At 70.0% G+C, this 23,454-nt stretch carries 20 protein-coding genes; 6 read left to right on the top strand and 14 right to left on the bottom strand.

Annotated features, from left to right (window positions below):
* Positions 1 to 5 precede the first annotated feature (5 nt).
* From EST92_RS09815 to EST92_RS09780, 9 genes are all read right to left on the bottom strand, one after another.
* Positions 6 to 1,589, bottom strand: a complete 1,584-nt coding sequence (locus EST92_RS09815; RefSeq protein WP_129280549.1) for a radical SAM protein — start codon at positions 1,587 to 1,589, stop codon at positions 6 to 8.
* Between the two features lie 199 nt (positions 1,590 to 1,788).
* Complete coding sequence (locus EST92_RS31100; RefSeq protein WP_154073965.1) at positions 1,789 to 1,956, bottom strand: hypothetical protein; 168 nt, start codon at positions 1,954 to 1,956, stop codon at positions 1,789 to 1,791.
* A 300-nt stretch (positions 1,957 to 2,256) separates the two neighbouring features.
* Positions 2,257 to 4,827 (bottom strand): FtsX-like permease family protein, encoded by a 2,571-nt coding sequence (locus EST92_RS09810; RefSeq protein WP_129280548.1) that lies wholly within the window; start codon positions 4,825 to 4,827, stop codon positions 2,257 to 2,259.
* 70 nt (positions 4,828 to 4,897) lie between these two features.
* Positions 4,898 to 5,680, bottom strand: coding sequence for an ABC transporter ATP-binding protein (locus EST92_RS09805; protein WP_129280547.1), 783 nt, complete (start codon positions 5,678 to 5,680; stop codon positions 4,898 to 4,900).
* A 254-nt stretch (positions 5,681 to 5,934) separates the two neighbouring features.
* Entirely contained in the window at positions 5,935 to 6,285 is a 351-nt protein-coding gene (locus tag EST92_RS09800) for a hypothetical protein (RefSeq protein WP_129280546.1), read from the bottom strand.
* A gap of 137 nt (positions 6,286 to 6,422) precedes the next feature.
* Entirely contained in the window at positions 6,423 to 7,700 is a 1,278-nt protein-coding gene (locus EST92_RS09795; RefSeq protein WP_129280545.1) for a HAMP domain-containing sensor histidine kinase, read from the bottom strand.
* Positions 7,701 to 7,711: 11 nt separating this feature from the next.
* Positions 7,712 to 8,449 (bottom strand): two-component system response regulator CseB, encoded by a 738-nt coding sequence (gene cseB, locus EST92_RS09790; protein ID WP_275540865.1) that lies wholly within the window; start codon positions 8,447 to 8,449, stop codon positions 7,712 to 7,714.
* A gap of 195 nt (positions 8,450 to 8,644) precedes the next feature.
* Positions 8,645 to 9,340, bottom strand: a complete 696-nt coding sequence (locus EST92_RS09785; RefSeq protein ID WP_129280544.1) for a DUF4232 domain-containing protein — start codon at positions 9,338 to 9,340, stop codon at positions 8,645 to 8,647.
* A 403-nt stretch (positions 9,341 to 9,743) separates the two neighbouring features.
* Positions 9,744 to 11,039 (bottom strand): MFS transporter, encoded by a 1,296-nt coding sequence (locus EST92_RS09780; RefSeq protein WP_129280543.1) that lies wholly within the window; start codon positions 11,037 to 11,039, stop codon positions 9,744 to 9,746.
* A gap of 183 nt (positions 11,040 to 11,222) precedes the next feature.
* Between EST92_RS09780 and EST92_RS09775 the strand changes: the two genes are divergently transcribed.
* From EST92_RS09775 to EST92_RS09755, 5 genes are read left to right on the top strand one after another with little or no spacing between them, the layout of a single operon-like run.
* Positions 11,223 to 12,983, top strand: coding sequence for an IlvD/Edd family dehydratase (locus tag EST92_RS09775; RefSeq protein ID WP_129280542.1), 1,761 nt, complete (start codon positions 11,223 to 11,225; stop codon positions 12,981 to 12,983).
* Between the two features lie 12 nt (positions 12,984 to 12,995).
* Positions 12,996 to 13,937, top strand: coding sequence for a dihydrodipicolinate synthase family protein (locus EST92_RS09770; RefSeq protein WP_129280541.1), 942 nt, complete (start codon positions 12,996 to 12,998; stop codon positions 13,935 to 13,937).
* Positions 13,934 to 14,884, top strand: a complete 951-nt coding sequence (locus EST92_RS09765) for a sugar kinase (protein ID WP_275540864.1) — start codon at positions 13,934 to 13,936, stop codon at positions 14,882 to 14,884. Before EST92_RS09770 ends, EST92_RS09765 begins: the two co-directional genes overlap by 4 nt.
* A gap of 41 nt (positions 14,885 to 14,925) precedes the next feature.
* Positions 14,926 to 15,546, top strand: a complete 621-nt coding sequence (locus EST92_RS09760; RefSeq protein ID WP_129280540.1) for a bifunctional 4-hydroxy-2-oxoglutarate aldolase/2-dehydro-3-deoxy-phosphogluconate aldolase — start codon at positions 14,926 to 14,928, stop codon at positions 15,544 to 15,546.
* A gap of 50 nt (positions 15,547 to 15,596) precedes the next feature.
* Positions 15,597 to 16,319 carry an FCD domain-containing protein gene (locus tag EST92_RS09755; protein WP_216849086.1) on the top strand — a complete coding sequence of 241 codons (723 nt, stop codon included), beginning with the start codon at positions 15,597 to 15,599 and terminating at the stop codon, positions 16,317 to 16,319.
* A 238-nt stretch (positions 16,320 to 16,557) separates the two neighbouring features.
* Here EST92_RS09755 and EST92_RS09750 read toward each other — a convergent pair whose 3' ends face one another.
* The 3 genes from EST92_RS09750 to EST92_RS09740 form a co-directional block, all read right to left on the bottom strand.
* The gene (locus EST92_RS09750) at positions 16,558 to 17,814 is read right to left on the bottom strand and encodes a protein-glutamine gamma-glutamyltransferase (RefSeq protein WP_129280539.1); all 1,257 of its coding nucleotides are present in this window, start codon (positions 17,812 to 17,814) and stop codon (positions 16,558 to 16,560) included.
* Positions 17,815 to 18,921: 1,107 nt separating this feature from the next.
* On the bottom strand, positions 18,922 to 19,980 hold the full coding sequence (locus EST92_RS09745; protein ID WP_254068712.1) for a DUF2993 domain-containing protein: 1,059 nt from the start codon (positions 19,978 to 19,980) through the stop codon (positions 18,922 to 18,924).
* 124 nt (positions 19,981 to 20,104) lie between these two features.
* Entirely contained in the window at positions 20,105 to 20,359 is a 255-nt protein-coding gene (locus tag EST92_RS09740; RefSeq protein WP_129280538.1) for an SMI1/KNR4 family protein, read from the bottom strand.
* A gap of 104 nt (positions 20,360 to 20,463) precedes the next feature.
* Between EST92_RS09740 and EST92_RS09735 the strand changes: the two genes are divergently transcribed.
* Complete coding sequence (locus EST92_RS09735; protein WP_129280537.1) at positions 20,464 to 21,279, top strand: SDR family oxidoreductase; 816 nt, start codon at positions 20,464 to 20,466, stop codon at positions 21,277 to 21,279.
* A gap of 497 nt (positions 21,280 to 21,776) precedes the next feature.
* On the opposite strand, the gene EST92_RS09730 is transcribed toward EST92_RS09735, so the two are convergent.
* Together EST92_RS09730 and EST92_RS09725 are read right to left on the bottom strand one after the other, a co-directional pair.
* Entirely contained in the window at positions 21,777 to 22,550 is a 774-nt protein-coding gene (locus EST92_RS09730) for a class I SAM-dependent methyltransferase (RefSeq protein ID WP_129280536.1), read from the bottom strand.
* A 37-nt stretch (positions 22,551 to 22,587) separates the two neighbouring features.
* Positions 22,588 to 22,875 (bottom strand): hypothetical protein, encoded by a 288-nt coding sequence (locus tag EST92_RS09725; protein WP_129280535.1) that lies wholly within the window; start codon positions 22,873 to 22,875, stop codon positions 22,588 to 22,590.
* Positions 22,876 to 23,454 lie beyond the last annotated feature (579 nt).

Here is a 23,454-nt window from a genome sequence, read left to right as displayed (position 1 = left end):
CCGGCTCAGGCCGGCGTGGCGAGGCTCTGGGCGTGATGGCGCTCCAGGAGGCCCTGCACCACCTCGCGCATGTAGGCGCAGTAGCCGGGCGACATCACCTGGATCGAGCCGTTCTCCTCCTCCAGCGCTCCGGCGGAGCCGCCCGAGCAGGTGCCCTGGAGCTCGCAGCCCTGGCAGCCGGGGCCGTTGGTGTAGGCCCGCATGCCGTAGTCCTGGTAGGCGGGCGAGGAGAAGATGCCACGCCAGTCGTCGATGGTGCCCAGCTTGCGGGCGGTGGCCTTGCAGGCGAAGACACTGCCGTTGGGCTCGATGGAGAGCTGACGGCCGACCGCCGGGCAGGTCTTGTAGTCGGCCTGCTCGGCCCACTTGGCCTCATCGATGATCATCTGGAAGGTCTGGTACCAGTAGCCGCTGAGCTGCACGCCGCGCTCACGTCCGTAGTCGACGGCCGCCAGCAGCCGCTGCGCCACGTCGTGCGGGCTGTGCTGCTGGAAGAACTCCTTGGCCTGGAAGGACACGATGACGTCCAGGGATTCCAGACCGGCCTCGGCGACGAAGTCGATGAGCGGGGTGCCCCACTTGTCCCACGTGTACTGGGAGAGCACCGAGGTGATGCTGACCGGGACGCCCGCGGCCTTCATGTCGAGGATCGCCTTGCGGACCACGGCCCACGAGGTGCGCTGCTGCTGCCCGCCGCGGAACTCGCCGGTCTCCGGGACCAGGTAGTCGATGGAGACGGTGGTGTCGACGCGGTGCTCGGCGAGCGCCGCCAGCAACTCGTCGTCGATGCGGGAGCCGTTGCTGGTCAGGTCGTAGGAGAGGGTGACCCCGTCGTGGCTGTCGCCGAAGGTGCGCAGTACGTGCAGGATGGTGCCCCGCGCCAGGGTGGGCTCGCCGCCGAAGAACGACACCGTCAGATGGCCGCCGCCGTTGGCCTTGCGCAGCGCGATGGCCTCCTTGACGGTCTTCTCGGCCACCTCGCGCGACATGTGCATCGAGGGGTTGCGGGCCTCGTCCGCGCCGTGGTTCCAGTCGCCCTTGGCGAACGTGGGGCCCGAGTCCTGACGGGTGGGGCCCGCGACCTCACGCGTGCGGCGCAGTTCGACCAGCACCGGGCCGGGTTTCACCGACTCGCCGGAGGTGTTGCGCTCCTCGACGCCGCCGTCGAAGTTGTACGCGAAGCAGCCCTGGCAGGAGAAGTTGCAGGCGTTGGTGAGCACGAGCTGGATGGAGGAGTGGAACACTCCGCTGCCGAGTGCGCTCTGCCGGCTCTCCAGCAGGCCGTCGATCTCCGCGGCCTCGTCGTGCCCCGCCTCGACGAGGAACCGGGCCTCGACGAGGTCGCGCAGTGAGGCGTCGTCGACCCGCTCCCGCAGTCGCTCCCAGCTGATGCCCTGGGAGGCCTCCGTGAGAAGTTCGACGATGTCCCGGTCGATCAGCCGCGCGTTTCCGAAGAGCGAATGAAAAGCCATGGTCCGCTCGTCGCCCTCATAGGAATCGAGCCGGCCTCCGAACGACGTGAAATCCCGGTTGCCCGCGGCACGCAGGGTGCGGACGTAGCGCGAGGACTGATACATCGAATTCTGCATGGCTGAAGACTTCTCCCTGCGTCTCACGACTTCCGACGCAACGTACGGCGCGTCCCTGGGGGCGCGGCATACAGCACTGCGTCGTGAAAGGGGCCCCGGGCGCGGAGCCATGGGACGCGGACCGGTCCCGGCCCTCGGCCCGGCCCGCGCGACAGACCGGGGCCCGGCCGGTGGGCGGGGCCCCGGAGAACCTCAGCCCTTAGGCCGACGCACACTCGTTCCGCTGCTCAGCGGGGGCCGAGACGACCTCCGCCTGCTTGTGGGCGGGCGTGATGGTCGGGGCGTTGCCCTTGTCCGGCGAGACGAACGCGCACGGACGGGACGACGCGGTGACCGCGGGGCGGGCGACCTTCTTGACTTCGGCCATATGGCCTCCTCAGTAGGTGCGACACAACGCGTACCACTGAAGCAGAAGGAAACAACCCTCAATAAGCCTTCAACCGGACACAGTTGGAAAAGCGCGTCACTCCGGGGCATATCAAAGGGAATTGATCCTTCACTGTGCGCCACGTGCCACGCTGCCTGCCGATTCGCCCGCTCACCCCGCGCCATCCGGCGCTGCCGCCGCGCCGCCGGACACCCTTCGCATGCCCTCGCACGGGATGCATTCCGGCCAGGAGCGGGGTGACGGCGAGGGAGTTCCCGGGACACCGCCCAAGTCCGTGCGTTACGCCTCCGCAACGGCCTCCAGCGGGCTCAGGGCGGCGGCCCGGCGGGCCGGCACGGCGGCGGCCAGCACGCCGACCGCGAGGGAGAGCAGGCACACGAGGAACAGCGTCCCCCAGGGCGGCGCCAGGGAGTACCGCGGCATCGCGGCGTCGGCCAGCGAGCCGACCGCCCAGGCGCCGAACAGGCCGCCCGCCAGGCCGAGGAGCGTGCCGAACGCGGCGACGGTCACCGCCTCCAGGCGGACCATCCGCCGGATGCCGGAGCGGTCCATGCCGAGGGCCCGCAGCGCGCCGATCTCTCGGGTGCGTTCGGCGACCGACATGGCCAGGGTGTTGACGATGCCGAGCGCGCTGATCACGACGCCGATGGCGAGCATCCCGTACATCACGTTCAGCAGGTCGCCCAGGGTTCCGGCGGCCTGGGTGACGAGTTCGTCGCGGTCCTGCACCGTGATCAGCGGGCTGTTGCTCACCGCGGTGTGCAGCTGCTTCTCGACGGTCGTCGGGTCCGCGCCGCCGTCGGTGCGGACCAGGATGCGCTGGACGGAGCCGGGCTTGAAGGCGTTCTTGGCCACGTCGCTGCGGACGCCCAGCGCGTCCTTGGCGATGGGGTTGTCCTGATAGACGCCCACGACGGTGTACTTCTTGAACTGCTGCTCGGGGCCCGTGCCGACGGTGCCGACGGTGAGCTCGCTGCCCGTGGTCACGCCGTTTTTCTGGGCGAGGGTGCGGGAGACGGCGATCCGGCCCGGCCCGAGATCCTTTGCGGAGCCGCTGACGAAGTCGAGCTTCATGGTGTCGTTCACGGTGTCGGGGTCGACGCCGGAGAGGTTCTGGACGCTGCCGCCGATGGTCGCGGTGGTGTCCGAGACGGCGGTCGCGCTCCGCACGCCGGAGGTCTCGCCCACTCGATGTACGGCGGACGGTTCGATGGCGGTGGTGGGGGTGCCGGTGCTGATCACGTAGTCGGCGCCGAGCCCGGCCGCGGCCTGGCTGTCGAGGGCCTGCGCGGTGGAGTTGCCGAGGACGGCGAGCCCGGCGATGAGACCGGTGCTGATCATCAGAGTGGCGGCGGTGGCGGCGGTGCGCCTCGGGTCGCGGAGCGCGTTCCGTTGTGCGAGACGGCCGGTGATCCCGAAGCGGCCGGTCAGCCGTCCGGTCAGCCGGATCACCGGGGAGGCGAGGATCGGCGCGAGGACGATCAGGGCCGCGACGAGGACGGCGCAACCGAACATCGCGTTCTGCAGGTTCGTCTCCGAGGCGTCCTTCGCCCCCGAGAGCGACACCAGCACACCGGCGCCGAGGACGAGGAGGGCAAGGCCCGCCACGCCGCGGATCCGGGACCGCTTGGCGGAGGGCGGTTGTTCCGTCGTGCGCATCGCCTCGATGGGCGCGACCTTCGCGGCCTTGCGGGACGGCAGCCACGCGGCGAGCACGGTGACGCCCACGCCGACGCCGAGCGCCGCCACGACCGAGCGCGGGCCGATCACCAGAGGGCCTCGGGGCAGCGTGTTCCCGTCGGTGCTCAGGATGTCGGGCAGCACCGAGGCGATGCCGAGGCCGAGCAGGAAGCCGGCCGCCGATGCGACGACGCCGACCAAGAGGGCCTCCAGGAGCACGGAGCGGGACACCTGGCGGCGCGTGGCGCCGATCGCCCGCAGCAGCGCGATCTCCCGGGTGCGCCGGGTGACGAGCATGGTGAAGGTGTTGATGATGAGGAAGGAGCCGATGAACAGCGAGATCCCGGCGAAGACCAGCGGCAGCTTCGTGTACCCCCGGGTCTGGGTGTTGACGAGGAGGGCCTGCTGGTCGGCGAGGGCAGCGCCGGTGGTGGCCTCGGCGCGGTCGGCCGGGAGCACGGCCGTGACCCGCTGGGCGAGCTCGGACGGGGCGGCGCCGGGTGCGGCGGCCAGATCGATGCTGCTGTAGTGGCCCGGGGAGGCGAACAGCTTCTGGGCGGTTGCCTTGTCGAACAGGGCGAGCGTGCCGGCGGCGGTCACCCGGGTGTCCTTCGTGGTGACGATGCCGACGAGCCGCTTGGTCATGACCGGGCCGTCGACGGCCAGGGTGACCTTGTCGCCGAGGCGGAAGCCGCCGGCGGCGGCGGTGGTGCCGTCCACGGCGAGTTCGCCGCCGTTCCTCGGGGCGCGGCCCTCGGCCAGCGGGTAGCGGCTGTCCTTGCCGTCCGTGCCGGGCAGGTAGGCGTCGGCCAGGTTCGCCCCCTGCTTGACCCGGAGCGGGGTGTTGTCGGCCGCATTCATGGTGACCACGCCGTCGGCCGACGGCCGGACGGCGGCGACACCGGGCACGGCGGCCAACTTCCGTGCGAGCGCGTCGTCGAGCGCGCTGGTCCGCTGGTGTGGGGTGGCCCCCGACGGGGGTTCCTTCGCGGTCACGGTGACCGCGATGTCGGCGTAGTTCTTCGACATGGCATCGCGAGAGGCGGCGGCGGTGGAGTCCGCGAAGACGAGGGTGCCGCTGACGAACGCGACCCCCAGACAGACGGCGAGGAGCGTCATGATCTGACGGGCCTTGTGCGCCAGGAGGTTGCGCAGGGCTGTTTTCAGCATGGGGGCTTCCTGAGACGTGGGCTCGGTGGAGGCGAGCGGTGGGCCGGGGCGGTGCTGGGGCGAGGGCGGCTCAGCTGGTGTAGGAGAGGGCGCCCAGGCTCTTCATCAGGTCCAGGACCCGGCCCGGGGTGGGGTGGGTGATCTCGTCGACCGGGCGGCCGTCGGCGAGGAAGACCACGCGGTCGGCGTAGCCGGCGGCGACCGGGTCGTGGGTGACCATGACCACGGTCTGGCCCAGTTCGCGCACCGAGTCGCGCAGGAAGCCCAGGACGTCGGCCCCGGCGCGGGAGTCGAGGTTTCCGGTGGGCTCGTCGCCGAAGACGATCGCGGGGCGGGAGGCCAGGGCGCGGGCGACCGCGACACGCTGCTGCTGCCCGCCGGACAGCTGCGCGGGCCGGTGACCGAGGCGCTCGGAGAGCCCGACCATGGCGACCACGCGGTCCAGCCACTGCTGGTCGGCGTGGCGTCCGGCGATGGTCAGCGGCAGCGTGATGTTCTCCAGCGCGGTCAGCGTCGGCAGCAGGTTGAACGCCTGGAAGATGAAGCCGATCCGGTCGCGCCGCAGCGCGGTGAGCTGCCGGTCGCTCAGCGTGCTCAGTTCGGTGGTGCCGACGCGCACCGAACCGGAGCTGGGCGAGTCGAGCCCGGCGGCACAGTGCATCAGCGTGGACTTGCCGCAGCCGGAAGGACCCATGATCGCGGTGAACTCGCCCTCCCGGAAGTCGATGCTGACGTGGTCCAGGGCTACGACACGGGTGTCGCCGCTGCCGTAGACCTTCGACAGGTCGAAGGTGGCGGCTGCGATCCCGGGCACCGCGTGCTGCACGCGCGGGGCGAAGGGGGTGGCGGACATGGGAACTCCTCTTCGGGTGCGGAAGGGTGCACGTCGAAGGGTGTCCGGGGAACGTATCGGGGCCTGAGCCGCCGTGTATCGGCGACCGCGCCGCTTTGTAGCAGTTCTGTAGGGCCGGCGCGGGGCGGAGACGTACACGACGTGACAGGACCTCTCGGCGCACCTGTGCAGGGACAACACAGGTGCTCCCGAGAGGTCCTGGCCCGCCGGAGGCTTCTCCCCCTTCCGCCCCGACCGCTGAGCGGTCGGTTCCTTCACGGACTCTTATGGGTGCCCGACTTCGTCACGACGCATCGGGCGAGCAGGCCGACGAGCAAGAGCGTCCCGCCGAAGCACAACGCGATCAGTCCGAGCAGGGCGGCGGGCTGCCACAACTCACCCGCCGCCCGGTTCGCGGTGAAGGCACCGATGATCAGCAGTACGGCCGTGACGACGGCGAGCGCGCCGACTGCCCACACGCCCCGGAACATGACGATCTGCGCGCGGGAAGCGACGCCGCTCGGTCGCGGCTCGTCAGCGGAGGCGTTGCCAGACGTGTTCACGGTTCTCTCCTCGGGATTCATGTGGCCCGCTTCGGTCACCGACAGCGGTGGCCGGCCGGTCACCGGGGCTCCTCTTCAGGTGCGGAAAGGCACACTTCGAAGGATGCCGAGGGAACGTATCGGGGCCTGAGCCGCCGCGTATCGACGTCCCCGCCGCCTCGTAGCAGTTCTGTAGCAGCAGGTTTGTGGGCGCCGGGCCGTCATGCAGACAGGCCCTCGGAGCCGGATGGTGGGGACGGCAGGCGCAGGGTGGCGACGGCGCCGCCGTCCGGGGCGTTCTCCAGGTGCAGCTCGGCGCCGAGGAGCCGGGCCTGGCCCAGGGCGATGGTCAGGCCCAGGCCGTGGCCCGTGCCGCGCTCCGTCGCACCCGTCTGGAACCGGCGGGGACCGTGGAGCAGCACGTCTGCCGGGAAGCCTGGGCCGTGGTCGCGCACGACGACCGTACGGCCCTCGACGGTGACCTCCACCGGGGACCCTCCGTGCCGGTGGGCGTTGACGACGAGGTTGCTGACGATCCGCTCCAGACGGCGCGGGTCGGTCTCCACGGTCCGATCCGCTTCCGTCCCGGCGACGGTGACCTCGACGCGGAGACCGGTGCGTGCCACGGCCTCGGAGACGACGGCGCCGAGCGGCACCCGGGCCGGGACCGGCCGCTCGGCCCCGGCGTCCAGTCGGGAGATCTCCAGCAGGTCCTCCACCAGGCCACGCAGATCCCGTACCCGGGCCCGCAGCAGATCCTCCGTCTCACCGGCCGGCAGCAGGTCGGCGGCGGCCAGCAGACCGCCGACTGGGGTGCGCAGCTCATGGGCCACGTCCGCGGTGAACTGCCGCTCGGTGCAGAGCAGTTGACTGAGACTGTCGGCCATACCGTCGACGGTGGCGGCGATCTCGGCCACCTCGTCGCGGCCCTTGGTGGGCCCGGTGCGGGCGTCCAGATCCCCGGCGGAGATCCGGCCTGCGGTCTCGGAGACCCGCCGCAGCCTGCGGGCCAGCAACCCGGCGCCGTAGACCGTCAGCGGCACGGCCGCCGCGAGCGCGACCAGCGAGGCCGCCGCCATGGTCACGTCGAGTTGGCGCAGATTGTGCAGCTCCGGACTCATGTTGACCTGCACCGCCAGCACCCGGCTGCCCGGGCCGCCGACCCGCTGGGCGGCCCAGACGCTGGGACCCGCATTCCCCTCGACGCGCCCGTCGTAAGCCGTGTGCCGCTTGCCGTCGACGGGGTGCCGCAGCGCGAGGGGCAGCTCGGCCGGATCCAGCTCGGCTCCGTCCGCGAGGGTTTTGGTGCGCCGGTAGGTGTCCATGGCCGAGTACAGCCCGTTGAACGCCTGCGCTTCGGCCCGGTAGCGGATGTCCTCCGCGGTCCACACATGCACCAGCACACCCACCGCCGCCACGACCAGGAAGGCGGTGGCCGCGGCCAGCGCGGCGATCTTCCAGCGCAGGGACGACAGGTCCGGCCGCAGCCGTCGGAACACCCGCACCGCCCTCAGCGCCTGAGCTTGTAGCCGAAGCCGCGGACCGTTTCGATCCGCTCCCGCCCCAGCTTCCGGCGCAGCCGCTGCACGCACAGGTCCACGACCCGGCTGTCGCCGTCCCAGCCGTACTCCCACACGTTGCGCAGCAGGGTGTGCCGCTCCAGTACGACGCCCGGGTGGGCGGCGAACTCCAGGAGCAGCTTCAGTTCGGTCGGGGTCAGCGCCACCGGGCTTCCGGAGACGAACACCTCCATGCCGGCGGTGTCGATGCTCAGGTCCCCGAAGACCAGCACCTCCCCCTCGGGCGGCGGCCCCTCGTCCGCGGCCCGCTCGGGCCCCGGGGCGGGCGCGTAGGTCGCCCGCCGCAGAAGCGAGCGGATGCGCGCCACCAGCACGTACGTGTCCACGGGCTTGACCACGTAGTCGTCCGCTCCGGCCTCCAGACCGGCGACGACATCGAGCCCGTCGCCGCGCGCGGACATCATCAAGACCGGCACCAAGCTGGACTCCCGGACCCTGCGGCACAGGCCGATCCCGTCCAGACCGGGCAGCATCACGTCCAGGATCAGCAGGTCGAAGCTTTCGTCGCGGAAGAGCTCAAGGCCCGTGAGACCGTCGGCCGCGGCCGTCATCTCGTAGCCGTAGCGCTCCAGGGCGACGGCGAAGGACCGTCGCATCAGGTCGTCGTCCTCCACCAGCAACACGCGGACAGGTCGCGACGAGGCCCCGGCCGGGGCGGGCGAGGACACGAGCGGCTCACTCCTGTTCGGACGATTCAGGTGCGGTATCGGTCCCGAATGTACGCCCCGCGCGGCCCTACGCACGCGCAGCCGACGACCTGAAGGAAAGGGTGAGGCAGACACCGGACGCGACAACCGCGCCGCACCCTCGCCCGGCTCGTGGCCAGTGCGCCCCCAGAACGGTGACGCACTGGCCGAGCCCCGTCAGAAGTCGTACGGCTTCGTGGTGCTCCAGTTCAGCACGTCGGCCTCGTTCCAGCTGAACTGCGGCTTCTCGCCCTTGAGGACGACGGAGTAGAAGGGGCCGACGTGGCCGTCCGCGCCGCGCAGCGCGAGGGCGAACGACTGCGCCGTGTGGTGCTTCGAGCCGTAGTCGAAGAGGTTCACCGCGCTGTACGCCGTGCCGCCGGGCCGGAGCGTGAGGTGCGTGTCGCCGCCCGGGTTGTCCTTCTTCGAGTGCGGCAGTGCGGCACCGTCGATGTCGCCGAGCCTCACGGCCGGGTACGAGGTGACCCAGCACGGCTTGGTGCCCTTGTTCGACGCGGTGACCAGCAGGTGGTCCCCCTGCTGCCCGGCGAACCGGTGCACCGCGGTGAGCAGCATCTCGTCGCCGCGGCACTGCTGGACGCCGGCCGTGGTGCCCTTGCTCGCGACCTCTTCCGTCCCACCCGAGGCGGTCGTCGGGCGTGCCCCCGCCTTGGTGTCACCGCCGCTGTCGGCCTGCTCCGCGCCGCCCTTGCCGTCCCCGTGGGACGTGGACCGGCTCTGCGCGGTACCGGCGGCGTTGTCGCCGCCGGCCGCCTTCGAGCCGCTTTCGGCGCCGCCGCAGGCGGTCAGGCCCAGCGCCAGCGCGGCGGTGACGGCGGCTAAGGTGGCGGTACGCATCCGGGAAGTACGCATGATCGGGATCCCCCTGTTTCGTGCGGGAGTTGGCTTCGGCCGTTCCCGCGGTGTGCACCCCACTCTTCCCGGCGCCACTGACGTTCCGGAAACGCCTCACTCACGTCCCGCAAACACACCGCGCGAACGAGCGGCGCCGGGCAGTCCCCAGACCATGGCGGCCTCGTCGCCCCGCCGTGGGACTTTGGTTGCTGCACGTCCGGATCCGGGACCCTCACCCTCGTCACCCGGTCCTCTGCACGCGGGCTTCCCGGGCGTGACCGCACTCACGCCGGACGGCGACCGCTCACCCTGCGCTTCCCCACCGGCATGGGGCTCGGCGCCGAGTCGGGCAGCGCCCCTGCCCTGAGCTGCAACGTGTCTGATGCTGCCGGAACACCTGGCAATCCTGGACGACTCGTATTCAGGCGTCGCGCGGTGCGTGGTCGACCACGGGTCCGCGCTCGATCAGCCGCTTGATGCCGTACGTCGCGCAGGCCGCCACCGCCATTGCCGCGACCAGGAACCACAGCCCGGTGACCGCGGAGCCGGTGCGGTCCACGATGACGCCGATGCCCATGGGACCGAAGCCGCCGCCCAGGTTGCCCACGGCGTTGATCATCGCGATACCGGAGGCCGCCTGCGCGCCCGTGAGGAAACGGGAGGGCAGGGACCACAGCACCGGCTGGCCCGCAAAGATGCCCGCGGCCGCGATGCTCATCAGGGCCATCTGCAGCACGTGGTTGTCGACGAGCGCGGTGGCAGCGAGTGCGAGAGCACCGACCGCGGCCGTGCCGGCGATCCAGGGATAGCGGGAGCCGCTCCGGTCGGCGAGCTTGGGGACGACGTAGAGGCCGAGTGCCACGAAGACGTACGGGACGGCGGTGAGGAGTCCGGTCGCGGTGGGTGAGACGTGACCGAAGCCGTCGACGATGGTGGGCAGCCAGAAGCTCAGCCCGTAGGCGCCGAGCGGGAAGCAGAGGAAGAACAGGGACATCGCTACGACTCGCTTGTCCCGAAGCACGTGGAGCGCTCCGGCCCGCCCACCCCCGCTGAGGGTGCTCGCCTCGGCCGCGAGTTCGCCGACAACCCAGCCCTTCTCGGCGTCCTTCAGCCAGCGGGCCGACTCGGGTCCGTCAGGCAGCAGCAGGAAGGTGACGAAGCCGAGCAGCACGGCGGGAACGCCGGTCGCGACGAAGATCCACTGCCAGCCCGCGAGGCCGAGGGTGCCGTCCAGTCCGTCGAGCGCACCCAAGGCCGGATTGCCGATGATGAAGGCGAGCGGCGTGGACATCATGAACCAACCGGTCATGCGCGCACGGTAGCGGTACGGATACCACTTGGTGAGGTAGTAGAGCACGCCCGGGTAGAGGCCGGCCTCGGCGGCACCGAGCAGGAAGCGGGCGCCGTAGAACTGCCAGCTGGTCGAGACCAGTGCGGTCAGTGCGGTGACCAGGCCCCAGGAGAGCAGGATGCGGGTGAACCAGCGGCGGGCTCCGAATCGTTCGAGGAAGAGGTTGCTGGGGACCTCGAAGACGGCGTAGGCGAGGAAGAACGACACCTGTCCGACAGTGAACGCGAGGTTGGAGAGACCCAGATCGCCCTGGAGGGTCAGTTTGGCGAAGCCGACGTTCGAGCGGTCGACGTAGGCCACGAGGTAGAGCAGCACGAGAAACGGCATCAGCCGCCAGGTCACCGCCCGCATCACCCTGCGTTCCATGACCCTCCCTTTCGGTTGATGCGGACTCTCACCCAAGCAGCCCTCTGGACAGATACAGGGCAGGCTATCGTCATTTGATAGCATCATTAAAGAGCTCGGCGAGATCAAGACGTACGGATCGCTCATGGCGGGCCGCGGTAGCCATCCCACCTGCGATGCCGCGCCGCCCGGAAGGGACAGCACATGGCAGTGACAGGGCCTCCGGCCCTCTCAGGCGAGCCTGGGGCAGGCCCGCGGTTGCGCAGCCGGTCCTGGTTCGGCGACGGCGGGAAGAACGGCTTCATCGCGCGCCATCATCTGCGGGCAATGGGACGCGGCAGCCACAACTTCGACGGCCGCCCCGTCATCGGGATCTGCAACACCTTCTCCGAACTGACCCCGTGCAACGGCCACTTGAAGATCCTCGCGGACGCCGTGAAGCGCGGGGTGCTGCAGGGCGGCGGCTTCCCCCTCGAATTCCCCGCGATGTCGCTCGGCGAGCCGTTCCTGCGGCCGACCTCGATGCTCTACCGCAATCTGGCGGCCATGGAGATCGAGGAGCAGGTCCGGGCAAACCCGGTGGACGCCGTCGTCATGCTGACCGGCTGCGACAAGACCACGCCCGCCGCGTTGATGGGAGCCGCCAGCGCGGGCGTACCCGCGATCGTCTTCACCGGGGGGCCGATGCTCAACGGTCGCTTCAAGGGCAAGGACGTCGGCTCGGGCACCGACATCTGGCGGATGACGGAGGAGCTGCGGGCCGGGACGATCACCCAGGAGGAGTTCACCGAGTTCGAGTCGTCGCTCAACAGGTCCGCTGGACACTGCATGACCATGGGAACCGCCTCCACCATGGCCTGCCTGACCGAGGCTCTCGGCATGATGCTGCCGGGCGGGTCCGGGCTGCCCGCCGTGGACGCCCGGCGCGGCACTCTCGCCGAGGAGACCGGGGCGCGTGCGGTGGAGATCGCAGGTGGTGACCTCACCCCGCAGCGCATCATGACGCGGGAGGCGTTCGAGAACGCGATCCGCGTCAACGCGGCGATCGGCGGCTCCACGAACGCCGTCGTCCACCTCCTCGCGGTGGCGGGGCGGCTCGGCGTCCCCCTCTCCCTGGACGATTTCGACCGGCTCGGGGCCGAACTCCCGCTGCTGATCGACCTGATGCCGTCCGGGCGCTTCCTCATGGAGGAGTTCGCCTACGCCGGCGGGCTGCCCGCCCTCGTCAACGACCTACGGGACCGGCTGCACCCCGAGACCGTGACGGTCACCGGCCGTTCGCTCGTGGACAACTGCGCAGGCGCCGAGGTGTACGACCGGGAGGTGATCCGCCCGTTCGACAATCCGGTGCAGCCGGCCGGGCAGGGCACGGCTGTCGTACGAGGCAATCTCGCCCCCGGCGGCGCGGTGATCAAGCAGTCCGCCGCTGCACCGCACCTCCTCGACCACACCGGGCCGGGCCTCGTCTTCGACACCCTCGAGGACTACCTCGCCGTCGCCGAGGACCCCGCCCTGGACGTCACCGCCGACACGGTCCTCATCGTCCGCAACACCGGCCCGCGCGGCTACCCGGGCATGCCCGAGGTGGGCAACCTGCCGCTGCCCAAGAAACTGCTCGACGCCGGTGTACGCGACATGGTGCGCATATCCGATGCCCGGATGTCCGGTACGGCATTCGGCACCTGCGTCCTGCACGTCGCGCCCGAGGCAGCCGTCGGAGGCCCGCTGGGGCTCGTACGTACCGGGGACCGCGTCAGGCTCGACGTGCCCGGGCGCAGGCTCGACGTCCTGGTGGAGGACGCCGAACTGCATCGGCGCCGCGCGGAGTGGCAGCCGCCGAATCCGCCCGCGACGCGCGGCTGGACCTACCTCTACACCCGGCACGTCACCCAGGCCGACACCGGCGCCGACCTCGACTTCCTGCTCGGCGCGACCGATTCGACCCCGCCGCGCCAGGCCTTCTGAGGAGCCGCAACCATGGCTACGCGTACATACAAGGACACCGGCGCACTGGTGGGCGGCGTGTCGCCCGTCCTGGAGGTGCCCTTCCATGACGACGGCGCCCTGGACCCGGACGGCTTCACGACGGTCGTGGAGCGGGTGCTGGCCACCGGCGTGAGCTCCATGATGTTCCCCGGGTTCGCCAGCGAGTTCCACAAACTCGACGGAGAACGGGACCTCCTCACCAGCCTGTTCCTGGAGCGGACCCGCGAACGGGACGACGTCGCCGCGATCGTCTCCGTAACGGATCACGCCACGCGGCACGCCATCGCCCGGGCGCGGAGAGCGGCCGACCTGGGTGCCGATGCGCTCAACCTCCTGCCACCGCACTTCCTGGGACCGTCACGGGACGCCGTCCTGACGCACCTGCGGGCTGTACTGGCGGCCGTCGATCCGCTGCCCGTCGTGGTGCAGTACGCGCCGGCGCAGACGGGCACAGCCCTGGACGCCCCCACCCTGCACCGGCTTGCCGCCGAGCATCCCCACCTCCGCTGGGTGAAAGTGGAGGCCGCTCCCCCGGGGCGGCTCATCGCGGCGCTCGCCGCGGGTGAGCGGCCGCTGCCCTCGCTCGTCGGATACGCGGGACTCCATCTGCCCGACGCCCTGCGGCGTGGCGCGGTCGGCGTGCAGCCGGGCTGCTCCTTCACCGAGCTGTACGTCGAGTGCTGGCGGCGCTGGCAGCACGGTGACGAGGCCGGGGCCGTGGACCTGCACACCCGGCTACTGCCCTATCTCTCGTACTGGATGCAGCACGTCGAGCTGATCGTCGCGGTGGAGAAGGAGATCTCGGTGCGCCGCGGATGGTTCGCCTCGGCCCACTGCCGCGCGCCCGGCCACCGGCTGGACGAGGAGGAACTGAGGATGATCGACCGCTTCTGCGCGGAGTTCGCCCCCCTCATACCGGAGCTGGCACAGTGAGCTGCGAAGCCGTCGTATGCGGCGAGGCGATGCTGCTGATGCTTGCCGAACGGGGCGTACCACTGGAGCACGCCGTCACCTTCCGCCGTTCGGTCGCAGGTGCGGAGAGCAACGTCGCGGCCGGCCTCGCCCGACTCGGGCACACGGTGCGCTGGATCGGCCGAGTCGGCGACGATCCGTCGGGGCGGGCGGTGCTGGCGCAGCTGCGCGCCCAGAGCGTGGACACCTCGTACGCGGTGACCGACCCGAGCGCTCCGACGGGGGTGCTGATGCGCGACAGCCATCCCGCGCGCGCGATCGACGTGCTGTATCTCCGGACCGGTTCAGCGGCGTCCCGGCTCGCACCGGAGGAGCTGCGTCCCGGGGCGTTGGACGGGGCTCGCCTTGTCCACGTCACGGGGATCACCCCGATGCTGTCGACGTCGGCGCACCGTGCCACCCTGCGGCTCCTGGACCTTGCACGGGAGGCCGGCGCGACGGTCTCCTTCGATCCGAACGTACGGCGGAAGCTGGGCGAGCCGGCGCGCTGGCGCGAGACCGTCGCCCCCTTGTTGAACAGGGCGGACGTGGTGCTGGCAGGCCAGGACGAACTGGAGCTGCTCGGCGTCCGGGACGTGACCGCACTCCTGGCGGACGGGCCGGCCACGGTCGTCGTCAAGCACCGCGACAAGTCCGCGGCGTACCTGACCCGGGAGGGTGGACATCTGCGGCAGGCCCCGTTCGAGGTGCCCGTGACGGATCCGGTGGGGGCGGGTGACGCGTTCGCCGCCGGCTTCCTCTCCGGTCTGCTGCGCGACGCACCCGCCGAGGAGTGCCTGCGCGACGCCGCGGCCGTCGCGGCGCTCGTGGTGCAGTGCTCCGCGGACACGGACGGACTGCCGGACCGGCCCGGCCTCGACCGCGCACTCGAAGCCCTCACCGGCGGCGCCGAAACCGTCCACCGGTGACTCCCTTCACCGGACCACTCAGGCGGAAGGAACACGCACGCATGTACCGATGGGACACCATGCAGGCCGTCACCGTGCAGCGGGTGTTCGGCATCGTCCGCACCACCGACCCGCACGCAGCCCTCGTCGCCGCCGAGGCCGTCCTGGACGCCGGGCTGAAGGCCGTCGAGGTCGCGCTCACCACGCCGTGCGCCCTCACCACCGTGACCCGGCTCGCCCAGAACCGCCCGGACGCGCTGGTCGGTGCCGGCACCGTCCTCGACGGCGCGGCGGCCCGGGCCGCAGTCGAGGCGGGCGCCCGCTTCCTCGTGTCACCCAGCCTCCATCCCGAAGTGATCCGTACCGGCCATCGCTACGGAGTGCCCGTCGTCCCGGGCGTCGCCACGCCCACCGAGATGGTGCGGGCGCTGGAAGAGGGCGCCGATGCCCTCAAGCTCTTCCCGGCATCCGCTGTTGCGCCCCCCTGGCTGCGGGACATACGGGCGGCGCTTCCCCAGGCACCCGTCATCCCCACCGGAGGTGTGACAATCGACAATGCGCCGGAGTGGATCGCAGCCGGGGCCGTGGCCTGCGGAATGGGCTCGGCACTGACCTCGGGCGGAGCGCAGGCGACGGGCGAGCGCGTCAGCGCCCTCCTCGGCCGGCTCGCCGAAGCCCGGTGAACACCGCACGGCATGAGCCGAGCATGGAATAGCGAACATCAGGGAGACGCGTGGAACTTCATGGCCTGCACGGTCAGGTGGTCGACCGGATCGGGGAGTCACTCGCGGCGCAGGAGATCCGCGCGGGTGAAGTCCTGCGCCTGGAGGACATCCAGGACCGGTACGGCGTCTCCCGCACCGTCGCGCGCGAGGCCGTCCGCGTACTGGAGTCGAAACGGGTGGTCACCAGCCGCCCCCGGGTGGGCATCACCGTACGGCCGATGACCGAGTGGAATCTCTACGACCCCCAGGTCATCCGCTGGCGCCTGACCTCGCCGGGCCGTGAGACGCAGCTGCGCGAGCTCGCGGAGCTGCGCGCCGCGGTCGAGCCGTCGGCTGCGGCGCTCGCGGCAGTGGGCCCTGATCCAAAGGCGCGCCGGGCGCTGCTCGCACACGCCCAGGAGATGGCGAGAGTGGCGCGCGAGGGAGACACCCGGGGCTTCATCGCCGCCGACCTCGCCTTCCACCGCGCACTCCTGGACGCCTCGGGCAACGGCATGTTCGTCCAGCTCTCCGAAGTGACCGAGGAGCTGCTCGTCGCCCGACGCGACCTCGCGCTGATGCCGGACAAGATCGATATGTCGGCGGTGCAGCGCCACCTGGAGGCGGCCGAGGCGGTCGCCGACGGTCGACCGTCGGACGCGGCGCAGCAGGTCCGTACGATCGTCGACGCAGCACGCCGCGAAGTGGAGCAGCTTCTGGAGGGCGGCACCCACTGCGCATTGAGCGGCTGACCCACTGCCCGGCCCTGTCACAGCGCTTCAGCTCAACGGCCCTGCCTCATCAGGAAACTGACGCTGTGGCACACGTCAGCCCCGACCGGGAGGGCCGTCTCGTCTTCACCTACAGCGAGTCGAATCCTCCGTGAGGAGGCATCCAGGGACAGCGGTCGCCCCTGTCCGGTGAAGCCTTCTCGGGTGTGTCGGGCTGGAGTAGGAGGGGCCGGGGCCCGGCCCCTCCTCCCCGGCTCTGTTACGGCCAGCCCTGCTTCACCTCGGCGGGGGCAGTGTTCCAGCTCTTGGGTATGAACGTGATGACGTAGGTCCCGCGGTCGAAGTCCGCGTACCCCGCAGACCAGTTCCGGAACTTGCTCTCGTAGACGTTCATGGGACCCATACCGCCGTTGGGCGCGTGATAGTGGTTGGCGTGGGTCCATATGGTTTTGTCGGCATCCGCCTCTGCCTGAGCCCCGAACCAGCCGTAGTCGAAATTGACCCAACTCTCACCGGGGTTGGCGGGACTGCGCGGAATGTTCCTGTCCTTCGACATGTCCACGAGGCCTGTGCCCTGAGCGGGGCGGAATGCATCCGGGTCGCCGTACTTCCTCTTGTCAGCGGAGCTCCGCTGGTCCTGCCCGCTCCAGAAGTGCTTCGAGTAGACCACCGCCTTCATCTTGGATGGATCGTAGTTGCCTCCATCCCTTTCCCTGAAGGACGGCGTATCCCGCAACGCCGAGTAAAAGTTCGAACCGCTGCCCTCGTAGAGCAGAGCGTCATGTTTGTTCGTGAGCTCCGTCTTGAGGTTGTCGATGTAAGTCCCCTCGTTGTGCGCACCTTCCAGGGCCTTGTTCATGTCGGCCGCCACCTCGCGCGCCCGGTTGAACCCCTTCCCCTCGTCGAAACTGTCCTTGGCGATGCGCCCCTCGAACTCCGCCTGCGTCTCGCCGGGTCGTGGCCTGCCGTTTTTCAGATCGTTCTGGTACTTGTTCTCGTCGAAGGACGCGAACGCCAATTTGTTCGTCGGGTAGGGGCCAGAATTGACCCAGGTGACGCCGACGCAGCCGTAGGACAGCTCTTCCCGCTGCTCTTCGGTCATTTGCTGTTGCCTGCCGTCGCGGTGACTGTAGACCTGCTGCCACTTGCGTATGTAGTTGTTGACGACCGTAGTGGCCCTACCTCCGCTGGCCCGGTACGCGTCAGGCATCCTGTTGAGCGGCTCGGCGGGAGGGGTCACCCTGTCGTCGACGGCGCCGGGGGCCCGGAAAAGCCCACTGACGCTCGGCGGCAATCCCGCCAGAGAATTGCCAGATCGACCCGCAGCCAGAGCCCTCTTGTTCAGCGCGTTGATGTTCTTGACGTCCTCCGCCGTCAGACCGTGCGTTTCGGCGTAGGAGCCCTCCCATTCCCCGTCGCCGCGGCTGGCGGCATGGCTGACCGACGGCATGACTCCAGCGGTGCACATCACCGCACTCACAGTGGCGATGGCGAGTAAACTCCGACGCTTGTACATGGAAATCACTAACTCCCTTGTTGTGGATTCTCGTGAAACAGGGCACGCGAGCGAACGACGCAATGAGGGGTTTGCGGAAAGCAACCGCTCCGGACCTCAGCCGCGGCGGGATGGCCAACGGCGGCGGTCGCCGAGGCGGGGGTCGGGGCGGCGATCTGGGCCCCCTGGGTGAAGAGCAGGGCGGGGCCGCGGTCACGGCGGCGCCAGGGAGGGCGCGGAAAGCGGTGGGGCGTCTCACGTACCGACTCCTGGCTGGGTGATCAGGTTGATACGGGCAGTGATCATGTCTCCGCGCCAACTCCCCGGCAACGCCGCGGTCCTAAAATCGGCCAATCTGTCACGTAGGGCATATCTGGCCACGTATCCGGCCGCCCGTGGGGATGCGATGCGGCAGCGTTTCCCCTGCTCCTGGACCTCCCACGCGGTGAGACCGTGCCCGCACTGGCGATCGAAATCCGGCGCCGATCTTTTCCCCTCGCCCGCACGGAACGGACGACCAGAGCCCCGCACGAGCCGGCACGGCAGGAGCTCCGTCAACAGCAGATCGGCCGTCTTCAGGCTCTACCTTGATGCGCTCGCGCAGGATCCGCGTCCGTGACGGATGTCCCGGTACGACGCGCGTGCCGTCTGCACGCAACTCCCGCAGCGCCGTGTGCACATCGACCGGCGGGAACGCGGTCGACTGTGTGCGGAGAGAGCAACAGTGGTCCGCCGTGAGCGCCTTACAGCCCGCCCATGGCAGGTGCGCCCGTGCTCCCGGCCTCGACGATGTGGGCAACAAGGGCGTCGGCGGGCCCGTGACGGCAACGGGGCGGATTCTCGCTGTGGCGCGCCGATGCAGTATGATCATGACGTCGCTTCGGCCCACAGGTCGGAGTCGCGCGTCTGTGGTCCAAGGAAAGACGCCCACCAGCCGGTGGGAAATGCAGGTGCAAGGCCTGCCGGGCGCTCCACCAAGGGCCCTTCCCCCTACGGGAAGGGCCCTTTTGCGCGCCTCCCCCCATGAGGTCGCGCACCGAACCGGTCTGCGTGAAGCTGGACAGCGCCCGGCCCCACGCTGCCCTACCGAAGGAGAACCAGCTCAGGTCACGAACCTCTGCCGGAGTACTAGCCCACCGGTACGTCCTTGCCGGTCAGCCGCGCCCGAATGCCGTTCTTCGTCACGGAGACGTCCCGCAGCCGTATCTCGCTCGGCAGGCTGTCCGGCAGCTGCGCGGAGAACTCCATCTGCTGCGCGACCTTCGGCTCCCGGAGCTTCCGTAGGCCCTGGACGAGCGAGGGATCGATGCCGGTGGGCTTGAGCAGCGACGGATGGTCCACGACCGTGTCCAGCACGCTGCCCCTCATCATCTGCTGCGGAAGGACGTGCTTCCCGGTCGCCTGTCGCAGCTCGCCCTCGTCCATCTTTTGGGCGACGGGTGCGGTCAGCTGCAAGCCACCGCCCTTGCCCGGTACGTAGGTGAGCAGACCGGGCACCACCACGCGCGTGTCCTGCACGGTCATGCGCAGGCCGCGCTCCCCGGTGCGCTGCAACTGCGCACGCCCGCGGATCCGGGCCTGCTTGTCGCCCACCGGCAGGTCGCCACCGGCCAGCACCGTGTTCTTCTCGGGGCCCGGCATCAAGTGCACCTGCGACGCGCCGACTTCTCGGTTCAGGTCCTTGAAGTCCAGCAGGACATCACCGCGCACCCGGCTCAGCACGGCACCCTTGACCGAGGACGGCAGGCTGCCGACGATCCCGATGTCGTCCACCGTCCCCTTCACCTGAGCGACGGAGACCGGGCCGGCGTCGACATCGGGAACGTTGACCTCGACGTGGTCGATGGTGCCCGCGAGCACCTGCCCGATGAACGGAAAGCTGTCGATGTGCACCTCGGGCTCCGCACGCAGCTTCAGCGCCTTCTGCACCTGCTGCGCCGCCAGGTTCTCCGCGTAGAGGACGGCCCACCGGTCACCGAGCGCAAGAAACGCAAGAACGATGGCCAGCGCGACGACCACCTTCGCGGTCCTCCGCACGATCCGACGCGGCTTGCGCCCGGCCCGCGGGTGCTCGTTCTCGTCGCCGGTGCTCGTACGGGCTTGGTTGTCCGAGGCCGGGTCGCCCTGGGCAGCACGGCTCGCCGGTACCCGCGCCTTGGAGTCTGCGGAAGGTTCGTTGGAGAACATCGCCACCATGCGACCACAGCCCAGCCACTCGAACCAACTTGCGCACAGTCTTCGAGATACCTACGCGGAGGGCGCCGAAGCCGGCGTCGGTGTGCCGTACTCCGTAACGTCACCACCGCCTCGCCTACCGGTACCAATCGTCTCCGCCGTCTGCGAGTGCCCGGCCGAGGTAGTCGTGCAGATCACGGGCGACCCACCGTCGGCTGTCGTCCTCGTGCTCCCACACGAAGACGTCGGCACGGCGAGGTGTCTGCACGCACGCGAACTGGTCACCACCGCCGTTGTCACCGAAGAAGAAGAGCGCATCGAAGGGCATGTACAGGTCGGCGAACGAACTCTCCGACCAGAAGCGGGGGTTGTGTTCGACGATCTGCTCCACGCGCCGACAGCAGCCGTACCCGGTCGGCACAGCGGCTGGGTGCCGGCGCTTTATGCTCGCGGTGCGGGGAACCGGAAGCTGACCACCTTCGGAGGCGAACGACCATGTCGCAACAGCGTGTTGTCCTGGTGACGGGCGGGGGAACGGGAATCGGGGCCGCCACCGCCCGGCTGCTGCGCACCGCCGGGCACCAGGTCGTGATCTCCGGGCGGCGGCCCGAGCCCCTGCGCCGGGTGGCCGAGGAGACCGGAGCGCTCGCCCACCCTTCCGACGCCGCCGACCCCGAAGCGGTGCGCGAGCTCGTCGAGGCGACGGTGACTGCCTACGGGAGACTCGACGGTGTGGTGCTCAACGCCGGAATCGGGCGGGGCGGCGCGGTCGGCGACACCTCGGTCGAGGACTGGGAAGAGCTGATACGGACCAACCTCACCGGCCCGTTCCTGCTGCTGCGTGCCGCACTGCCGCATCTGCTGGCGGCCCGCGGCGCGGTGGTCGCGGTCGCCTCGGTCGCAGCCCTCCGCAACAGCGTCGGCAACGCCGCCTATGCGACGTCCAAGGCGGGTCTGCTCCACCTCTGCCGCTCCCTCGCCGTCGACTACGGGCCGCAGGGGCTGCGGGCCAACACGGTGTGCCCGGGCTGGGTGCGTACGGAGATGGCCGACCAACGGATGGCGCGGTTCGCGACGGAGGCGGGGTTGGCGGGCGGTGCCGAGGCGGCATACGAAGAGGCGAACCGGCTGACTCCCGCCGGGCGGCCCGGCGATCCGGAGGAGGTCGCCGAGGCGATCGACTGGCTGCTGTCGCCCGCCGCGTCCTATGTCAACGGAGCCGTCCTCACCGTCGACGGCGGAGTGACGACGGTCGGCGTCGGCGGTGCCGCTTTCGACCACCGGATCGAGCCGCGCGCCCCGCGCCCGTAGCGGGCTCCCGGACAGGCCCGTTCCACACAGACCGCCTCTGTCACCGCCACTTCCCCGGCGGACTTGGTCGAGTCCCGCTCCCTGGATGGGCCTCATACCCAACGAATGAAGCTCTTCGAGGCGGCGCAGAAGTGGATCGCCCCCGGCCCTTCCGAAACCGTGAAAGGCAGCGGGCGGTATGTCTCCAAGGACGGCAACGCGCGTTGCCAGGGTGGGCGAACGGGATATCACAGGGCAGGACGGCGGTGGTCCGCACATGAATTCCACCCCGGCGGCAAGGCCGACGCAAAGCAGGGCAAGCACCGTATGCGCGCAGCATGCGCTACGTGGCCTGGCCGAGACCACGCTGGAGCAAGCCCGCGGTCTTCGCTGACAGACCGACGGGAATGCGCTGACGGGGCCTCAGGTCGCCCTGCTCCCCGACTCTCGCCACCAGCGGCCGCGCTCTCAGCGGCGGGCGGAAGTGGGCCGTGCGGTTTCCCGTCGTCCTCGACTCGTTAGTCGTCCGAGCCGGTGGCCGAAGGCGGCACCTCGGCAACGAAGAACAGGAAGCAGGGTTTGGCCGAAAGGTCGTGAAAGTCGTCGGGGAAGAGTTCACGGGCGGCCGGGTCGGGCTGCGGTTCGCTGATGGTGGAAAGGCGGAAGCCGGCGGTGGTGAAGGCATCCGTCATCGCGTGCAACGGCTTGCGCCAGAACTTCATCGGGACGGTCTGCCCGCCAAACGTCCAGTCGAAGGTATAGCTGGTGGTCGCGAAGTAGTCGGGCCGCGGTTCCTGGATCGTGTAGGCCACGAACGGGTGGTCCACCGACGCGATCAGCCGGCCGCCGGGCCTGAGCACGCGCCGCAACTCGGCCAGCGTCGGCCCCCAGTCCTCCAGGTAGTGCAGGACCAGCGAAGAGACCACGTCGTCGAACGCGCCGTCGTCGAACGGCAAGCGGTCGCGAAGGTCGACCTGGTGCACCTCCGCGTCGTCACCGAGCCGTCGCTTGGCCAGTGCCAGCATCCCGGCGCTGGTGTCGATGCCGGTGACGACGGCGCCGCGGTCGCGCAGTGCTGCCGACAGGGGGCCGGAGCCGCAGCCGGCGTCCAGGATCCGGCGGCCGGCCACGTCTCCGGCGAGATCCAGCATCGCGGGCCGCGCGTAGTACGCATTCACGAGGCCGCACTCGTTCTCCGCCGAGTACGCCTCGGCGAAACCGTCGTAGTCATTCACCCCGGCCAGATCCGCAGACCGGGCGAGGCGCTCGGGCACATCGGGTACGCGTTCCATCGGCACAGCCTAGTAGTCACGATCCGCCGGACAGGCCCTAGTGAGGCACCGGGGTCAGACACAACGTGGTATCGCCAAGCCGGCTGCCACGCTCGGTGTACTCGTCGAATTCCGGTGGGCATTTCCCTTGGCGGGTGGCGCTGAACTTGACCTTGTAGTCGGCTTTGGTGTCACTGCAGGCGATGGTGAAAAGGACCGGGTCCGCGTGTGTGCCACGGTTTTCCAGACAGTCCCCCGCGACCGCGTCGCGGGCATCTCTCTGTGGGGGCTTACCGTCGTCGGACACCATGCTCAATACCCAAAACCCTGCCAAGACCACGATCACGACACCGAGCGCGATGAGCGGCCGGAGCCAAGGACGTCGCACAGGCCCCGTCGGCGTGAACATCGGGACGCCGGACTGCTGGACCGGCCAAGGTGCGTACGCAGACTGCTGACCGTGGACGAACGGACCAGTGGCAGGCGGCCCGTACGGGGCCGGACCACCGTGACCTGCAGGCGGCCCGTACGGAGTCGGTCCGGGCTGATGGCCATAGGGAGGCGGCCCTTGTGGTGGCGGTGAGTACGCGGACATACGGATCCCCCTGTTGCGATGCGGTGAGCCTGGCGACGCGCCAGATCGAGTTCGATCACCAGGCTATGAGGTCCCCGTACCCCTGCCGCACACCGGGCCACTTCGCACCGTGATCCTGCTTCTTGGTCACGGCCCCCTACGGGAAGTTCGGGCGAGTCACATGAAAAATCCACAGATGGCCGTGACGCGACGTCACACCTGCAGAGCGCCGGGTCCCTTCACCGCCCCCTTTGAGGGCTCGTCGCAGTAACCCTGCGAGTACGTGCAACGCCGCCATCGAAGGACTTGGCCGGGCCTGGTCGTGGATCTGGCACCCGGCACCATCGACGG

The organism is Streptomyces sp. TM32 (genome assembly GCF_004122755.1).
In the GTDB taxonomy this organism is placed as follows: domain Bacteria; phylum Actinomycetota; class Actinomycetes; order Streptomycetales; family Streptomycetaceae; genus Streptomyces; species Streptomyces sioyaensis.
Note: the sequence above shows the minus strand (reverse complement) of the source record. Positions and strands in the feature narration are given on the sequence as shown.

What these genes read in the sequence shown, in the direction of transcription:
- EST92_RS09815 (WP_129280549.1), bottom strand. Translation starts at nt 1,589, where the DNA reads ATGCAGAATTCGATGTATCAGTCCTCGCGCTACGTCCGCACCCTGCGT.
- EST92_RS31100 (WP_154073965.1), bottom strand. Translation starts at nt 1,956, where the DNA reads ATGGCCGAAGTCAAGAAGGTCGCCCGCCCCGCGGTCACCGCGTCGTCC.
- EST92_RS09810 (WP_129280548.1), bottom strand. Translation starts at nt 4,827, where the DNA reads ATGCTGAAAACAGCCCTGCGCAACCTCCTGGCGCACAAGGCCCGTCAG.
- EST92_RS09805 (WP_129280547.1), bottom strand. Translation starts at nt 5,680, where the DNA reads ATGTCCGCCACCCCCTTCGCCCCGCGCGTGCAGCACGCGGTGCCCGGG.
- EST92_RS09785 (WP_129280544.1), bottom strand. Translation starts at nt 9,340, where the DNA reads ATGCGTACTTCCCGGATGCGTACCGCCACCTTAGCCGCCGTCACCGCC.
- EST92_RS09780 (WP_129280543.1), bottom strand. Translation starts at nt 11,039, where the DNA reads ATGGAACGCAGGGTGATGCGGGCGGTGACCTGGCGGCTGATGCCGTTT.
- EST92_RS09775 (WP_129280542.1), top strand. Translation starts at nt 11,223, where the DNA reads ATGGCAGTGACAGGGCCTCCGGCCCTCTCAGGCGAGCCTGGGGCAGGC.
- EST92_RS09770 (WP_129280541.1), top strand. Translation starts at nt 12,996, where the DNA reads ATGGCTACGCGTACATACAAGGACACCGGCGCACTGGTGGGCGGCGTG.
- EST92_RS09760 (WP_129280540.1), top strand. Translation starts at nt 14,926, where the DNA reads ATGTACCGATGGGACACCATGCAGGCCGTCACCGTGCAGCGGGTGTTC.
- EST92_RS09750 (WP_129280539.1), bottom strand. Translation starts at nt 17,814, where the DNA reads ATGTACAAGCGTCGGAGTTTACTCGCCATCGCCACTGTGAGTGCGGTG.
- EST92_RS09745 (WP_254068712.1), bottom strand. Translation starts at nt 19,980, where the DNA reads ATGTTCTCCAACGAACCTTCCGCAGACTCCAAGGCGCGGGTACCGGCG.
- EST92_RS09735 (WP_129280537.1), top strand. Translation starts at nt 20,464, where the DNA reads ATGTCGCAACAGCGTGTTGTCCTGGTGACGGGCGGGGGAACGGGAATC.
- EST92_RS09730 (WP_129280536.1), bottom strand. Translation starts at nt 22,550, where the DNA reads ATGGAACGCGTACCCGATGTGCCCGAGCGCCTCGCCCGGTCTGCGGAT.